11 protein-coding genes and 1 pseudogene are annotated in these 16,877 nt (G+C 44.1%); 8 read left to right on the forward strand and 4 right to left on the reverse strand.

The annotated features are described in order from the left end of the window. The first annotated feature begins 523 nt into the window (after positions 1–523). Positions 524–2,962, forward strand: coding sequence for a transglycosylase domain-containing protein (locus CH376_RS15305; protein WP_100785061.1), 2,439 nt, complete (start codon positions 524–526; stop codon positions 2,960–2,962). On the opposite strand, the gene CH376_RS15310 is transcribed toward CH376_RS15305, so the two are convergent. Further along, on the reverse strand, positions 2,940–4,499 hold the full coding sequence (locus CH376_RS15310) for an ABC transporter substrate-binding protein (protein ID WP_100785060.1): 1,560 nt from the start codon (positions 4,497–4,499) through the stop codon (positions 2,940–2,942). The two genes, CH376_RS15305 and CH376_RS15310, sit on opposite strands and share 23 nt — an antisense overlap. Here CH376_RS15310 and CH376_RS15315 point away from each other — a divergent pair. From CH376_RS15315 to CH376_RS15325, 3 genes are all read left to right on the forward strand, one after another. Then, positions 4,499–6,388 carry an ABC transporter ATP-binding protein gene (locus CH376_RS15315; RefSeq protein WP_165781724.1) on the forward strand — a complete coding sequence of 630 codons (1,890 nt, stop codon included), beginning with the start codon at positions 4,499–4,501 and terminating at the stop codon, positions 6,386–6,388. The two genes, CH376_RS15310 and CH376_RS15315, sit on opposite strands and share 1 nt — an antisense overlap. 24 nt (positions 6,389–6,412) lie before the next feature. Next, positions 6,413–7,444 (forward strand): tetraacyldisaccharide 4'-kinase, encoded by a 1,032-nt coding sequence (gene lpxK, locus CH376_RS15320; RefSeq protein ID WP_100785059.1) that lies wholly within the window; start codon positions 6,413–6,415, stop codon positions 7,442–7,444. A gap of 262 nt (positions 7,445–7,706) precedes the next feature. Then, positions 7,707–9,032, forward strand: a complete 1,326-nt coding sequence (locus CH376_RS15325) for an LA_0442/LA_0875 N-terminal domain-containing protein (RefSeq protein ID WP_100785058.1) — start codon at positions 7,707–7,709, stop codon at positions 9,030–9,032. Here CH376_RS15325 and CH376_RS15330 read toward each other — a convergent pair. The 3 genes from CH376_RS15330 to CH376_RS15340 are packed head-to-tail and all read right to left on the reverse strand — an operon-like array spanning position 9,014 to position 10,590. Continuing rightward, positions 9,014–9,343: a helix-hairpin-helix domain-containing protein gene (locus CH376_RS15330; RefSeq protein ID WP_100785057.1), complete on the reverse strand. Its 330-nt coding sequence runs from the start codon at positions 9,341–9,343 to the stop codon at positions 9,014–9,016. The genes CH376_RS15325 and CH376_RS15330 overlap by 19 nt on opposite strands. Continuing rightward, positions 9,340–10,101: a HesA/MoeB/ThiF family protein gene (locus CH376_RS15335; RefSeq protein ID WP_100785056.1), complete on the reverse strand. Its 762-nt coding sequence runs from the start codon at positions 10,099–10,101 to the stop codon at positions 9,340–9,342. The genes CH376_RS15330 and CH376_RS15335 overlap by 4 nt, the downstream gene beginning before the upstream one ends. A 15-nt stretch (positions 10,102–10,116) precedes the next feature. Next, a complete protein-coding gene (locus CH376_RS15340) occupies positions 10,117–10,590 on the reverse strand; it encodes a HEAT repeat domain-containing protein (protein WP_100785238.1) in 474 nt (157 codons plus the stop codon). 426 nt (positions 10,591–11,016) lie between these two features. Here CH376_RS15340 and CH376_RS15345 point away from each other — a divergent pair, with 426 nt between their 5' ends. From CH376_RS15345 to CH376_RS15365, 4 genes and pseudogenes are all read left to right on the forward strand, one after another. After that, positions 11,017–13,332, forward strand: coding sequence for a M48 family metallopeptidase (locus CH376_RS15345; RefSeq protein WP_100785055.1), 2,316 nt, complete (start codon positions 11,017–11,019; stop codon positions 13,330–13,332). Positions 13,333–13,895: 563 nt separating this feature from the next. Further along, positions 13,896–15,056 carry an LptF/LptG family permease gene (locus tag CH376_RS15355; RefSeq protein ID WP_100785053.1) on the forward strand — a complete coding sequence of 387 codons (1,161 nt, stop codon included), beginning with the start codon at positions 13,896–13,898 and terminating at the stop codon, positions 15,054–15,056. A 209-nt stretch (positions 15,057–15,265) separates the two neighbouring features. Continuing rightward, a complete protein-coding gene (locus CH376_RS15360) occupies positions 15,266–15,790 on the forward strand; it encodes an LIC10415 family protein (protein ID WP_100785052.1) in 525 nt (174 codons plus the stop codon). Positions 15,791–16,246: 456 nt separating this feature from the next. After that, a pseudogene (locus CH376_RS15365) lies at positions 16,247–16,801 on the forward strand (transposase); the annotation flags it as partial. Positions 16,802–16,877: the final 76 nt, after the last annotated feature.

Raw genomic sequence — 16,877 nt, forward strand, 5'->3', positions numbered from 1 at the left:
TTCCCCGGAGAGGCGGCTGGAGCGAATTGAAGTGAAGCCTTTCTTCGAGATTTGATTTTTGATAGAGTTCCCACACTCGTTCTCGGATCAAAATAAATGTTTTTCGAAGGATTGGTTTTACGGAATGGAAAATAGTAGGAACTCCTATTTTTTAAAAAGAAAAGCCTGAGTTTCTTAGCGACCGAACTATAACTCAAAAAGAATCCCCTCAATATTTCCAAAACGAGTCTCGTTTTGCTATCTCAGACGCCACCGGAGTTCCGACCGCAATCCGTTTTTAGAAAGAAATCCGGGTATTTCATGGGAGTTCCCACACCGATTTTCAGGACTCAATATAAACCGAATGAAAAACATACCGGTCGGAGTTCCGACAAAAACCCTTTCTTCAGAATTCATTTGACAAATTTCAAAATCCGGGTTCGGGGCAAAATCGGAAACCAGTTCGAAAGAATTCTAATACTTTACAAAGATTCAACGGTTTCTATTGTCTTTCTCTGAGATCAATAGAGATATAGAGGAAACGATGGCGTCCGGTAACGAGAAATTATTTTCCATTCTTCATTCAATTAAGGAAGGTCTTCGAAACCTTTTCCTCTTTTCAAAAACGTATTGGAGACAGATCTTCAGATACGGCGGAATTGCGACTTTGACGATCGGCTCTTTTTTGATCGGCGGTTCTTACGTGGTCTGGCTGACTAAAAAGGACGAGGTCGTTTCCAATCTGGATAAATTTAAGAATGAAGTCACGAACTACTACGAGATAAGCCAAATTCGTCCGATCCGAATCTTAGATCGAAACGGAAAAATGATCGGAGAATTTTCCAGAAGAAAGTTCAAACCGATTCGCACGGACAACCTCGTCGAACACGGAAATATCGTCTGGGCGCTCCTCTCATCGGAAGATCGGGAATTTTACAACCATCACGGGATCAACTACACGGCTCTTTTAAGGGCGTTGATCATCAACTTGACGACGTTTCAAAAACAAGGCGGCTCCACACTTACGCAACAGCTCGCAAAGCTGACTCTGGATCTCGGCGCGAGAAACATCTTCAATAAGATTACGGAATTCTACTGCACTTTTTACTTAGAAAGTCAATTCGATAAGAACACGATCCTCGCAATGTATCTCAATCGGATCTTCTTGGGAGAAGGAAATACGGGCGTCGAAGAAGCAAGCCGCTACTACTTCAACAAGGCCGCAGCCGAACTAACGCCGGAAGAAGCAGCCATGCTCGTGGGAATCATCCCCGCTCCGTCCAATTACAATCCGGTACGAAGTCTCAAAACCGCATTAAAAAGACAGAAGCTCGTTTTGACCCCAATGGCGGATAACGCACATCTGAATCCGAACCCTTCCAAAGTAGGGAAAAATTTTTCAAAACTCATAGAATCGAATCTCAAAAAATTTAAAGCGATCTATAAGGTCGAAATCACAAAAGACGGCGAAAAAGAATTTTATTCTTCCGATATAGCGAGATACGGTTTTGACAAAGACTTTACCGTGAACTTAGCTCCCGACTTCAATTACGGAATCCGTCAGCACATCCTGGATACGTTCTCCGAAATCGATATCGAAACCAGAGGGATGAACGTCTACACAACCCTCGATTACGAAAAACAGGACGCTGCGGAAAAATCTCTCAGAGAGGGAATCGAATCCGTCCGCAGAAAGCTCCTCGAGACCAAAGCGAACTATCAAAAGAAGGATAACGCGGAGGAAGCGAGAACTCAACAATCCATCATAGACAATATGAACGGATCTCTTATATCGATCAATCCGAGCAACGGTTATATCGAAGCGATGGTGGGTAGTTACAAAATTTCGAATATATTCCGGCTGAACCGCGCGGTTTCCGCCCTAAGACAGCCCGGTTCTACAATCAAGGCTCTCGTTTACGCGATCGCGTTTGAAAATCGGATCATCACTCCCTCCTCCAAAGTTGTGGACGAAGAAATCAACATCAGAGGTTATTCTCCTAAAAATTGGTATAAAGGATACAAAGGCGAAATCACTGCGAGAGTCGCCTTCGCTCAGTCGATCAACACGGTCGCGGTTAAATTGTTAAACGAATTCGGAGTCGGCGAATTCTTGGAAAAAGTCTCGATGATTTTGGACATCGATAAGACGACCTTGGAAAAAAGATTCCAACCGAATCTTTCACTCGCGCTCGGTTCGGGAGAATTGTCTCCGATGGAACTCGCCCTCATCTATTCAACCATCGCGAACGGCGGTAAAAAAGTAACTCCGATTCAAATTTTAAGAATCACGGATTCTGAAGGAAGTGAAATGTTCTCAACTCCTCTCAAAGGTCCGGAAGAAGCGATTCAGATTTTGGATCCCGTCGCCTGTGCGGAAACGATGAATCTTTTGGAAGCGGTATTAAGCGAACAAGGAACTATGAAGTTAAGACTCAAGGATGAAAATTCTTTCCCGATGGGAGGAAAAACGGGAACGGTTCAATCCCCGAAAGAAGCCAGAAAAAAATGGGGATCCCGGAAAGGAGTCAGGGACGCTTGGTTTGCCGGAGTCAATCCCGACTTGGTCACGACGGTCTGGATCGGAAACGACGTAGGCGCACCGTTCGAAGGTTCAGGCTCCGCAATCAGCGGCAACATCTGGTTTCGATACGTGAATTATATCGCAAGCAATATCGGTTTTCCGGACTCCCTCATCAAACCGTTTAACGGCGATTTTGTGAAGGTGGATGTCTGCGGCGACACCGGATCGCTTCTACATTCTTCCGTTCCCTGCGCTCATCCCCTTTACGGACAATACTATTACATCGGCGAACAACCCGGACCGCCTTCTGGCGCGACTAACGTAACTCCGGAAACTGCGACTCAACAAGAAGGTTCTCCCGTAATCGGTGAAAGAAAAAATCAGCCTCAATTGGAAGAAGGAGACGAAGATTCGGTGGAACTCGAGCTTCCCGAAGTCAGAGAAATTCCACCAAATTAGGATAACGTTTTGCCTTTTCGGAAAGAAGAAACGTTTCATACGGCGACCAGAGAAAGACCCAAGGAAATTCTTTCAGAAGAATTTGTAACGCCTTGGATGTTTCCGATTCCAAGTTCAAAGAATCGGATTTCCTCGCCTTGGAAAATAAAGTTTCCAATTCCGGATTTTCGTAGTGGGCCCGATTTCCTCCGTTTCCTTTGTCCTTTCCCGAAAATAAAGGATCGATAAAGTTCCAAGCTCCGGGAAGATCCGCGTACCAAAAAAGCAACGTTAGATCTCCTTTGCCTTCCGAGTTCTCTTTGTAAAGAATCGCCTTTTCCATGGGAAAAATCTTGATCTTCAATCCGATCTCTTTTAGAAATCCGGCCAAAGCCAATCCGTTCGCGCTATTCTCTTCGTCGCCCCGCATCCTAAAATCGATTTCCCTTTCTAAAATTTGCGGATAACAGGAGGATTTTTTAAGATACTCGATCGCGAGATTTTTTTTATGACTCGAGATCGCGTTGATCTCCGGATTCTTATTTAGAATTTCCCGTTGGATCCTATCGGAAATCGTTCCGGGAGGAGCGGAAGCAAAAGTGGGATCCGCGTTTCCTTCGAGCAGTTTTTGAATCACAAGATTCGGATCGATCGCGGTATTGATCGCCTTTCTAAAATTGAGATCGAAACAGGGTTCTTTCGCTTGGATCGCGACGTATTGAACCCCCGCCCCTTTTCTAAAATAGAAATTCTCTTTTTTGAGATTCGGATTTTTAAGAAGAAAGTTGGGAAGACGCATAAGATCCATTCTTCCCTTGGAAAATAAAAAAACTCCCGTGGAAGCGGAAGCCAGAATTCTCAAACGAATCTTCTTGGGAAGGTCCTCTTTAAAGAACGGGTTTTTTTCCAAAAGGACGTAATTGTTTTTTTTCCATTCCTTCAAAACGTAACGACCCGCTTTTGGAACCGAAGCAATATTCTTTTTTTCTAATGTTTCAAAGGATTCAGCTTCGAGCGGGTCGGATTCTTTTTGTTTACAACAAACGATCGCGGACGGAGGCAAGGAAAGCGCGTCGACGGCTTGTCTGAGTCCGCCGGTGATCTTGAGCTCGATCTCTTTTTCTCCGATCACGTTAGTCTCCCTTAAGAAAGAATATTGATTTCTTCTCGGCCCGGGGGTGTTTGCGAGTCGATCCAAGGATTCTTTGACGTGCTCGGCTCTTAATTCTTCTCCGTTGGTTAGAAAATGAGATCGAAGTCTGAGTCGAAAAGAACGAAGTTCGCCGGTTCCTTTTAATTGAAAGGATTCAACGAGTTGATAACCTTCTTTTCCGTCCGAGTTTTTTTGAAATAAAAACGGATATAAGAATTTTCCGAGAGTCCTCGAAGACAAATCCGTGGAAAACAAAGGATCCAAGCTGATCGGATCCGAAGGGATGGAAAGAATCAATTCTTCCAGATCTTCTTCCCGAGGATTACAACCGGAAAAAAGAAGGGACAAAACAAGGATTCCTGCAAAAAAGGGTAGAGAAGTATTCAAAAGACTAAACCTGTCCAATGAACATCTATAAACGGCTCCTAAAGTATTCCTTCAAGTACAAATACAGACTGATCTCCGGGGTCGTACTTTCTTTTCTTGTTTCCGTCTTAAACGGAGCGTCCCTCACTTCTTTGATTCCGATCTTCGATTCCCTGGGCACCGGTGAAAAGACGAGTTTTGAAATTTCCCTCACAAAAAAAGACAAAGCGCTCATCCAACGTCACGAGGAAAACGATTCTTTTTCGAGCGTGGAATCCATCGAACTAACGCTCGCGCAGTGGAAAATCAAACTCAACTCCTCTCTGAAAACGATGAGCCACGACGAACTCGTTTTGCTTTTTTGTTTTATCGTCTTTCCGGTTTATCTTCTCAAACTGATCTTTCTTGCCGCGGCGGTTTATTTTATCAACTCGGCGGGTTATCTTGCGATTCGGGATCTAAGGGCGGAGCTGTACGCGAAGGCGCAGACTCTTCCTCTCAATCACTTTGTTCAGGAAAAAACCGGGATCCTGATGAGTAGAATCATCAACGACGTGGAAGTTCTCGGTAAACTGATCAGTTCCGATCTCAAAGATGCGATCATAGATTTTTTCTACATCATCACACATTTACTTCTTCTTCTCTATCTGAGTTGGAAAATGTTTCTGGCGGTTTTTATCATCGTTCCTCTGGTGATGGGTCCGGTTTCCGCGTTCGCGGATAAGATTCGGAGGGCGACCCGAAATCAACAGGAACGTCTTTCCTCGTTAAACGGACATCTTCAGGAAGTGATCTCCGGAATCAGAGTGATCCGCGCGTTCTCTATGGAAAAAGCGGAAGCGGATCGATTTAGGGAACTCAATCAAGATCTTTCGGACAAAACCTTCCAAGGACATTTTTATCATCAGATCGGTCCTTCCTTGACCGAGCTGTTTAGTTCGATCGTCGCAGTGATTTTTTTGAGTTTCGGCGCATATCTTATGGAAGACGGAACGTTCTCCAGAGGAATGTTTATGGCGTTCTTCCTAACGTTGATTTTTTTGATGAGACCGTTCAAGCAGATGAGTATGCTTTCCAACTCGGTTCAAAGCGCGATCTCGGCCGGTGAAAGGGTGTTCGAACTTCTGGATCAGGAAACCGACGTTAAAAATCCGGAACGACCTAAATTCTTAAAGAAGATGGTGAAGGGAATCCGATTCAAAAACGTGACTTTCAGTTATCCCGGTTCTAAAAATCCTGCGATCCAGGAAATCAACCTTGATATTCCGAAAGGAGAAACGATCGCGCTTGTAGGAGCTTCGGGCGCCGGAAAATCTACGTTAGTCGACCTTGTTCCAAGACTTATCGATCCTCAAGAAGGCGAAATCTATTTGGACGATATCGATATCCGGGAATTGGATCTGAGCAATCTCAGAAAAAAAATCGGAATCGTGGCTCAACAGGTTTTTCTTTTTAACGGAACGATCCGCGAAAACATCTGTTACGGAAATCAAGACGTCAGCGACGAACAACTCCACGCGGCCTGCGAACAAGCCTTCGCGATGGAATTCATCCTTTCCTTCGAGGAAGGTTTTGAGACGATCGTTGGTGAACGAGGCGTGATGCTTTCGGGAGGTCAGAGACAGAGAATCGCGATCGCGAGGGCGCTGCTCCTCAACCCTGAAATTCTCATCTTGGACGAAGCGACTTCCGCGCTCGACACCGAATCCGAAAGACTCGTCCAACAAGCCTTGGAATCGCTTTATAAGAATAGAACCGTAATCATCATCGCGCACAGACTTTCCACCGTTCAGATCGCGAACAGAATTTTTGCAATGGAAGACGGAAGAATCGTAGAATCAGGAACACATTCCGAACTGATTCAGCTGGACGGAAAATACAAAAAGTTATACGACATCCAGTTCGCCGAGACGGCCGAAAACGCTTAAATTTTAGAATATTCTAATTTACTTATGAAATCCTTTACGGTCCTATCCCTCGTTCAAGTCCTTTTGTTCCCGATTTTTTACGCGATTTCTTTCTTATACAGAGGGCTTTTTCTACTCGATCAAAGACTCACTCCGAAAAAAAAACTTCCGGGAGCCTTTGTGATCAGCGTGGGAAATCTGTCGATGGGAGGCACTGGTAAAACTCCGTTCTCCATACATCTCGCAAAAACGATTCACGGACAATTTCCGGAAAAAAAAATCATTCTTCTTTCGAGAGGTTACGGTTCCACGGGAACCAAAAACGGTCTCAGGGTTACGCAACAATCCAGCCCGAGAGAAGCGGGAGACGAACCGTTACTTTTAAAAAAACACCTTCCCTTTGCCGAGGTTTGGATCGGAAGCGATCGTTACGCTTCTTACATTCGATTTAAGGAAGAATTGGGAATCGCCGAAAATACGATCGTGATTCTCGACGACGGATTTCAACATCACGTTTTGGAAAGAGACTTGGACATCGTGCTCTTGGATTCGAGTAAGATTCGTACGGAAAGATTTTTAATTCCCGCCGGAAATTTGAGAGAACCTTACTCGGCGCTTTCAAGAGCGGACTGGATCGTATTTTCGAAATACGAACCTTCGGTCGAAAGAATCGTTCAGAACTTTCAGACTAAATTCTCCAAAGGAATTTTAAGATTTTCCTTGGAACCGGACAAACTCTTATCGCCCGATATGAAATTGGATTCCACAAAACTATTATACGGAAAAAGAGTTTATGCCTTCACCGGAATCGGGAATCCCGAAGTTTTTTTCTCCATGATTCGAAGTTTTCATCCGGTCGAATTGTCGACGAGATCCTTTCGGGATCATCATTCTTATACGATGGAAGACGAGAACGAACTCCTATCGATTTCAAAGGCTTACGACTTTGTGATCTGCACTGAAAAAGATTTGGTGAAAATTTCCGAACCTCCGAAGAATTTAAAAATTCTTCTCTTAGAAAGCAAATTGGACAAGGAAGATAAACTCATCTCATCCCTTAAGAATCAAATCGTATAAGAACGATTCTTCGAAAATGAAATCCTTCGTATTTGATCGACTTTCAACTCCTTCTCTTCATTTTTAAAATAGAATTTCGAAACTTTTGCAAATTATAGATTTTTGTTTTTATAACAAACGTAACCTTAATTTCCAAGAACGATTCCGCTTCTTTGGAAAGATCTTTTTCTTTCTAAATCGATCCCTAAAAAGTTAAATCGAATTGCAGGATTTAAGCGATGTGTTAAGATTCCCCGATACCGGTTTTAACCCGACTTCAAATATGAAAAAAATTATTTCCTTACTGTTAGCAGTGTTTCTTTCCGCAAATTTATCTCTTCGTAGCGAAACGATTCTTCTCAAGTCCGGAGAAAAATTGGAAGGTTCGATCGTAGCCCAAGACAAGGAATCCGTGACCGTCAAACTCGCGGACGGCAACACGAAAGTTTTTCCGAAGTCGGCGATTCGAAAAGTTTCCTTTGCGAAGACATCGGAACCGTCTTCTCCAAAAAAAGAGCCGCAGGTTTCGGAAAAGGAAAAGAAAATCAAAGAGGAAAAAGAACTCGCGGAAAAACAAAAACAGGAAGAGGAGAAGCTCAAAGCCAAAGAAGAAAAACTCAAAAATAGAGAGGAACAACTTTCCAAGGCCAAACGACATTACCTGGAAGGTTCCTTCGGAGTCGGAAGCGGCGAAAGTCAATCGGAGCTCCGTCCTTTCTTTCAAACCGTTCAGTTTGCGGGACTTCTTTTTAGCAGCGGCGGTCAAGCCGAACTGCAATCCACTCCTTACAAAAGTAAAAATCACAGTTCGACAACTCGGTTGTATTACGCCTGGAACCGATTTACCTTTGAGATCCGCGGAACGGAAGCTAAGGGAAATTTGGACGTCGGCGGCTTTCAAACTCTTTCTTACGGAGGTGGAAGCGGTTCCTCTTCTTCCACTCCCGACAAAACCGCGAATATTCTTTTAGGAAACGGCGAGACGAAGTTTCAAAAAATTTCTTCCAGGGTCGGCTTTACTCCTTATCCGCATCCGGTTTTAGATCTTCAAATTTTGGGAGGGGTGGAAAGAATCTGGACGAAGACCTCTCAAGAAGTCGATAGTCTCGGAGGAATCACCGCCACGGGAATCAATCCCAACCGGGTGAGTTACCGGGAAACGAGCAATCCGTTCAAAGGTTATAGTTTTGGAATCGGATTCGAATGGAAATTTTTGGAAAGGTTCGCTCTTCAAGGACAGATCTTACGTTTGGATATGCAGGGCCCGTCCTCATTCCGAAGCAACGAATTTAGATTAGAAGCCGCTCCGTTCAAATACAATCAATTCGGCCTGGACTATCAATGGAAATCCACAGGAACCGAAGTGAACGTGAAATTCTCCGCGAAGATCAAAGGTGATCTGAGCTTATTTGTGGAAGCGAGCAATATGACCCTGAAAAACAAATTACAATCAGGTTATATAACCGAAAACGAAGGCGGGGGAAATTCGGATCCGTCCCAAATCTTACTGAAAGTTTTCGCGCCTCAGATTTTGATCCCGATCTTATTGGATTCAAAAACGGTTCTAACCTACGTCCAGGTGGGCGCAAATTATCGTTTTAATTTTTGAGCCGGAACGGAATCTTTCCAGTTCCACCATTTTAACTTTTCCGAATTAGGACGTTTTGTGTTCAGAGCGTAATGGACGCAACGGAAGACGTAGAGCATACAACGATCGACGTGTCCTCCGTGGAATTCGCAGATCTGAGAGTAGAGTTTTTCCGGATCTTTCGATTTGATTTCATCCAAACTCCGAAAGCCTAGATTCCAATAGTCCATTGCTATGGACTTGCCCACTCCCGGAAGAGTTTGAAATTCTTTTAGAATATCGGATTGTTCCATATAATCCATATTGGATTTTGAATATTCTTTTTTGTTCATATACCAGAGCACGCCTTACAGTCGGATCTTTTCAAAAGAGAAACCTTATGGAAATTCATTGACTTTGCTTCCAATTGAAGAATCGATCCGAAAACTCCCGGAGATTCTTCGTTTACCAATCCCAATAAGAATTTAACCGCCTCCGTCGCCTGAATACTTCCGATAATTCCCGCCATACTTCCGATGACGCCCGCCTCGGAACAACTTGGGATCGCGTTGGATGGAGGAAGGGTTTCGTAGATACAACGATAACAGGGATCGATTCCGGGACGAATTCCTAAAACCATTCCGTCGAAACGAAGAATCCCCGCGATGATCAAAGGAATCTTCAGTCCACAAGCGACGTCGTTGACCAAAAACTTTGTTTCGAAGTTATCGGAACCCTCTAAAATTAAGTCGCTGTCTTTTAGGAGATTCTCCGCATTCTCTTCTTGGATACGAAGAGGAAAAGATTCGATTTCGATAAAAGGATTCAGTTCTTGAATTCTTTGTTTTGCCGTTTCCGATTTGGAGGCGCCGATCTCGGAATGTTTGAAAAGAATCTGTCTCTGAAGATTGGTCGTATCGATGATATCCGAATCTAAGATTCGAATCTTTCCAACTCCGGCGGCGGCGAGATAAAAGAGAACGGGGGAACCCAATCCTCCGGCGCCGATCACCGTAACGCGGGAGGATTTGAGAGTTTCTTGGCCCTTACGTTTGACCTCATCCAGAAGAATGTTCCGCGAATAACGGCTGATTTCCGGAGGGGTCAACAAGGGTTTTTAGGAAGATTAGAGTTTGAGTTTCTTTTTGATAAGATCCAAGAAATCGGAAACGTATTCGTCTCCTCTGCGATTCTTATCCGCAAATTCGAAAGCCTCTTTTGTGGAATCTTCCAGTTTTTCATTTTTTGTAGTGATGTTCAGAAGAGAGGCTAACGACGCGTAGACGATGTCGCCGTTTTCGGAAGAGATGATCTTATTTTTGAGAGCGATCGTAGTATCTCCCGGTTCGGCGATTTTTCCAAGAGCGATAGCGGCCGCGGTTGCGATTTTAGGTTCGTTGTTGCGGTTGAGAAGGTTGATGAGTTCCGGAATCGCCGATTTCTCTTTTCCTTTTCCAAGAGCCACGGCGGATTCGTATTTTTCGCTGTCGGAGCCGGAAGAAAGAGTTTTGATATGTTCGTCGGTCGATTTTTCCGCGAGAAGGGCTCCGGAGGTAAAGAAAACAACGAATGCAAGAATTAGAAGAGAACGAAATTTCATGAGGGACTCCTTTCCCTCGGAAGAATCGCTTCCGGAAACGGAATCGTCAATCGAAAATTGGTGTTCGGTTCGACTCGGGAATTTGAAGGAAAACCGGTCCGTCGGAAATACGACAACTCCTCCGTGAAAGTCGCGCGCCCTGACAAAACTCAATGCGCCGCACTCTATGGATCGTGACGCAGGGCGAAAGGTGCCGGCGGGAAGAAACGCGAAATTTTCTCTACCACGGAATTCAGCTTTTCACAAGGAAAAATCTTTCTGTAGGAACTCCCGCAGAGAAATCGCACGTTCAAAGGAAGGAGGAATTTTAGAAAAAATCCTTTCCTCAATTTTCTTTTCAATTATTTGTCCAGATCGATCTTTTTTCCGGCTATACTATTCAAAACCGAAGTTTGAAAATTCGCAATCGTTAAAGGACGTCTTTCTATGGAAACAATCTCTCCGATCAGTCAAATCCCCTCCGAACTCACGGGATTGAATCAAGCGCACAAACGAAATCTCTGGTTGACCGTGCTCGGGCTTGTCTTCTTTGTTCTCGTCTATCTTTCCCTGAGTGGATGGTTTGCCTGGGCGTCTTATTCTTTTATCCGCCACGGACTTTCGGGAGCGGGTCCTGAATTGTATTCTTGGATCGCTGGAATCGGTTCCGGATTGATCTCCTTATTTATGATCAAGGCATTGTTCTTTGTAAAAAAGGGAAGTATGGGGGACGAATACGAAATCACGGAAAAAGACCAACCCCAACTCTTTCAATTTCTCTACCAATTGGCGGACGAAACCGGAGCGCCCAGACCGCACCGCGTATTTCTTTCTCCTCAAGTCAACGCCTGCGTCTTTTACGATCTTTCCATGCTCAATTTTTTCTTTCCTTCCAAGAAGAATCTCGAAATCGGACTCGCGCTTGTAAACGTTCTGAGCATCAGCGAATTGAAAGCCGTCCTAGCTCATGAGTTCGGACACTTTGCCCAAAAGAGTATGGCCGTTGGGAATTGGGTCTATATCGCTCAACAAATTGCGGCTCACTTGATAGCAAGACGAGACGCGCTCGACGATTTTCTTCGTTCGGTTTCGCGCTTCGATATTCGAGTCGCTTGGATCGGATGGATTCTACGTTTGGTGATTTGGTCCCTCCGATCCGCTATGGAATCTTTTTTTAACCTGGTCGTCCTCGCACAAAGAGCCCTCTCGAGAGAAATGGAATTTCAAGCCGATTTAGTCGCGGTCTCCGTGACCGGAAGCGACGCGTTGATTCACGCCTTGCATAAATTACAAGCGGCCGACGAAGCCTGGGAAACTACTCAAGGTTTTATCATGGATCATATAAGAATGGGAAAAGCCGCAAAGGATATCTTCCCGATCCATTCCAAGGTCATCGATCATTCTCGAAAAATTTGGAACAACCCTCACTACGGAAAAGCGCCCGAACTACCGAGCGAAAACCCCGAAAAACACCGGGTTTTTACTTCGGAGATCGCTCAACCTCCTCGGATGTGGGCGACTCATCCTTACAATCACGAAAGAGAAGCCAACGCGAAGAAAAGATACGTTCCGAAATCCATGGACGATCGGAGCGGTTGGCTGGTATTCGACGACGCGGATTCCTTAAGAGAGAAATTTACGGAACGTGTTCTTTCCGGTTTTAAAACGGAATTCAAGCACGATCCTGAAATCCTAACGTCCGTCGACGAATTCTACAAAAAGGAATATCTCAACAGCGATTATAAAGGAACTTACTTGGGAAGATCTTTTGTGCGTTATGCGTCTTCTCCGAAAGAATTCTATGCTTATCCGGTAAATTCTCCGAAGGAAGAACTCGAAAATCTTTATCCTCGAAATTTGTCTGAACAACTCGAAAGACTTCGATCTCTGGAAAAGGAAAAAAATTTGCTTACCGGTTTGCAGGAAGGCTACTACACTCCTTCCGACGGAATCATCCGCTTTCGGGGAGAAGAATTAAAAAAGAGAGAACTTCCTGCGGCGATCAAAAGTCTGGAAGAAGATTGTAAGGAAGTCCAAAACCTTCTCTTCGACCATGATAAAAGATGTCGTTCGGTTCACAGAAAAGCCGCAGAAGAAATCGGAATGGGTTGGCCGGAATACTTGCAGGGCTTGCTCGAAGTTCTTCACTACGCGGACCACGCAAGAGCCAATATCGAAGACAGCAGAGCGCTTTTGAATAACGTATATTCCGTAGTTACCGCTGATCGTCACGTAAGCGGCGCGGAACTTACCCGTCTTGTCTCGGCCGGAAATCAGGTGTTCGACGCACTCGCCGAGGTTCACAAACATAAGGAAAATATAATATTAGGATCCGAACTCCTCGAAGACTTGGAACTGAAAGATTGGTCCTCCGCTTTTAGCAAATTCGAATTCACTCGGGCCACCGAGGACAATATGCAAAAATGGTTAGAGGTGGTGGATTCTTGGATCGACGAGGCATTGGGCGCCCTCTCAGCGCTCAAACACGCAAGTCTGGAAAGGTTACTGATCGCAGAATCAAAAGTTGCCGAAAAAATTCGCAACGGCCGATCCAAGTTAGAACCCGCGCCCAAACCTTCGCAAGTCGTATCGGAATATTCCACCTTAACTCCCGGGAAAGAACGCGAATTGCAGAAACGCCTCGATCTCTGGGATCGATTTCAAACTGCGGACGGACTTGTCCCCGGGATTTTGCGTTTTACGGTCGCCACCGGAATTTTGGGCGCGGCCTTATATCTGACGAGTTTCGCGGTCTTTCGTTAAATTTGCAAAAACGATTCCGGGTAATTGGAGAATTCGGATTCTACTTTCGATACGTTGTATGCCTTTATAAAAGTTTAAGAATTCGAAGAAAAAATTTTCTAAATTCCGCTGGTTTGTACTTTTCGGAAAAAAGGTTTCTCGGAAAAGAATCAAAGTCCCACCAATCACCTAACCCGCAATTTGGAAAAACGATTTGGGATCAACCGGAGCCCAATCGAAATTTTATAGGAGTTCCTACATTTGGGACTTTTTACTTGCAAAACATTGATTTTCTGATAGAGCAAAGTTTCCCGAGCTTTCCCGCCTCCGCTCCCCTCCACCCGAAATTGGGGTGGGGCTTTCGTTTTACGAAGAATTGTCGTTGTTACGACAAATTCTTTGAAAGATTGAGTTCACAATTGCAACTAAGGTCATGCGGAATCTAAAAAGAACCAAGATGGGAAATTCTTTTTTGCCAAACGGAAGTAAAGATTCGAAAACTCGTCGATTTTTCGGTCCTCTTGTGATTGTCATTTCTCAGAGTTTCGTAAGAATGGTTTGAAGTTCCGAAAAATCACTGAGATATGTCCGCATTCCCGCTCAAACTTGATCCGATCAAATCCTTCTTTCGCTATTGGAAGAAAGAATTCTTCCCTCTCAAAATCTTAGATAAGTATTTATTCGGTGAATTTTTCAAAATCTTCATCGGGACCGTAGTTCTTTTGACCGGGATCATGCTGCTCTCTCTCGTGAACGACAACATGAGAAACTTTACGACGACGAAAGCTCCTCGTTATCACGTCGCACTTTTCCTCGTTTACAGTCTTCCGAAAATCATCTCAACAACCGTAGTTTCCATGTCTTTGATGTTTTCGATTTGTTTCACGGTCGGTCAGTTTTCGGTAAACAAAGAACTCGTTTCTATGATGGCCGCCGGCGTTTCATTTTTTAGAATCGTAGCTCCTCTGATTCTTTTCGGAATTCTCATGTGGATCATCATGCTTTTGGGAACGGAGTTCATCGTAAGACCGGTCAACAAACTCGCAAAGATAGAACACGATACTCTTACGGAGGGAATGGGAACGTTAGCCAACAGCGTATATCAGTTTCACGTAAAGGGAAAGGAAGGATTCTACTATTTGTATTTTTACGATCCGGACAAAGACGAGATCAACGGAGGGTTCAACTACATTCGTCTTCGACCGGACGGATCTCCTGAGACCGTTATCTCCTCTTTGAAGGCGAAATACAATTACGAGACGAGAATCTGGAAAATGAAACGTGTCGAGGAATGGCATTTCGACAACGACCTAAATCTTTCCTCTCAGGAATCCTTTGATGAAAAGGAATACGAACTTCCCGAAGATCCGACCTACTTCAAGGTTCCGGCGGGCTCCGTCGAGGAGATGAACTTGATCCAGTTGGGCGAAGAACAAAAAAGAAGAATTCAGAAAGGACTTCCTTACGGAGACGTTCTTACCGAAAAACATTCCGTCTTTGCTCTTCCGATGATGACGATCATCGTGACTTTGATCGGAACAATCGCGGGCTATTTCACAAAGAAGACCGCCGGCGTTGCTTCCTTGGGAATTACGATCGGAGTCGTATTGATCTATTATATCTTCAATTCCGCGGGGAAATCTCTGGGAGAAAACGGAGTCATTCCTGCGTTCTTAGGCGTTTGGCTTACGCCCGGAATGTTTTTGGGATTGTGTTTTTGGATGTTTCGTCGCATGAATCTATGAAATCTTAAGTCAATTTATATTTTTTTTTACAATTTCCGAAAAAAAATTCATTTATTTCCCGAGTACCATCCGATATCTAGTATAGATTGTCTACAGAATTAAAATCTTTGATGCGACATAGAGCACTTAAGGAAAGAAGTCCCTTCTAAAGTTCACAACAACAAGTTGGTGTTCTTTCCGGATTTAGCATTCTGAAGGGAGGAAAGAACATGGAAGTTCCACTCACAAATCTGATCAGCTCTGCGGAAAAACTAATCCGCGACAAACGGTCTTCCGTTAGCGGAAGAACCGTGTCCGCACAGGAAGGACAAGGAAGTCTGGACAAAACGGAATTTTCTTCGGGACTTACTTCCCGATATCTGAAAATCCAGGAAACCCTTTCCGGCTTACAAGGAGAATTCTCCAAAGAACAGATGAAACTCGGAATCTTGAATGAGGGAAATACGCCGAATAGCGAACTCATCAACATTCTTTTCGGAGAAACACCTTTGTTTCGAGAATTGTCCGAAAATCCGGATATGGATCAAGCCGTTCTAAAAGAGCAGATTCAAGATAAGAAAAATAAACTTACGGATTCAATTCGTAATTTGGAAGTTGAATCGGAAAATATTTTTTCAGTCGGAATGTTGAAAGGTCAGGAGAATTTCTCCAAATCTCTGGAAGCCATCTCCGGAAAAGGCGTTCAGATGAAACAACTTTCGGAAAAAACAATAGAACGATTGATTAAAGAATAAGAATCGGGGAATTTTGTAGAGTTAAGTTCCCCGTTTTTTCTCCCGTAACATCTTTCAAGCATAAGACAGAATTCTTTTTCCGCAACGTTCCCCATCAATTTCAAATTGACTTCCTAAGCGCCGAGATTGTCTACAGAGACTAAAATTAAGAAAATACTCTATTTTTCCCTGCTTTCGTTTCTTTTCATAGCCTGTCCAAACGAAAAGAAAAATGTGTAGTGAAGTATTCGCCTGACAGTCGGGTAAAAATCAGTGGTCCCGATTTCTTCTGAAAGTAAAATCGTTCCGATAGAGATTTCAAAGGAAAACAAATTGATTCTCGAAATTGCTCTCCTCACCAATCTCATTCTTCTCAGATAACGTCCTAAAATTTTCGCAGATTTAAGAATGAATGAGAAGGCTCTCCTTGCCGATTGAGTTTGTAGCGATCAAATTCAAAAAAAGGAGAACCCCCCAATGAGGGCAGAAGAAGAAAAAGCGCACCTGAAAGTAATCCAGGTGGATGAGACCCAGCTCAAGAAAGACTTGAGCGAACTCGTAAGAGGCTCAGTGGAAGAAACGCTGAACGCTCTCTTAGATGAGGAAGCGGATAAACTCTGCAAAGCCTCAACGTATGAGAGAAACCCGGATCGAGTAGATACAAGAGCGGGTTCGTATAATAGAAACTTCGAAACAAAAGCCGGAAAAGTAAAGTTAAAAGTTCCGAAACTTAGAACAATTCCGTTTGAGTCGGCGATCATCGATCGATACAAACGAAGGAAGAGTTCGGTAGAAGAAGCTCTCATGGAGATGTATCTCTCTGGAGTTTCTGTTCGGAGAGTCGAGGATATCACCGAGAGCCTCTGGGGAACGAAGGTTTCTCCTTCAACGATCAGCAAACTCAACCAGAAAGTTTTTGTTCAGATTGACGAATGGAGAATCCGTCCGCTTACCGATGAATATCCTTACGTTTACTTGGACGGACTTTACTTGAAGAAGTCCTGGGGCGGAGAAGTTCGTAACGTAGCGATTCGATAGTGTCCTTAAAGTTTCGCACAAATGAGAACTTGAGAAGAGCTCTCCTCACACGATCAAGCCATGAGCTTTA

It is taken from the genome of Leptospira adleri (assembly GCF_002811985.1).
GTDB lineage: Bacteria > Spirochaetota > Leptospiria > Leptospirales > Leptospiraceae > Leptospira > Leptospira adleri.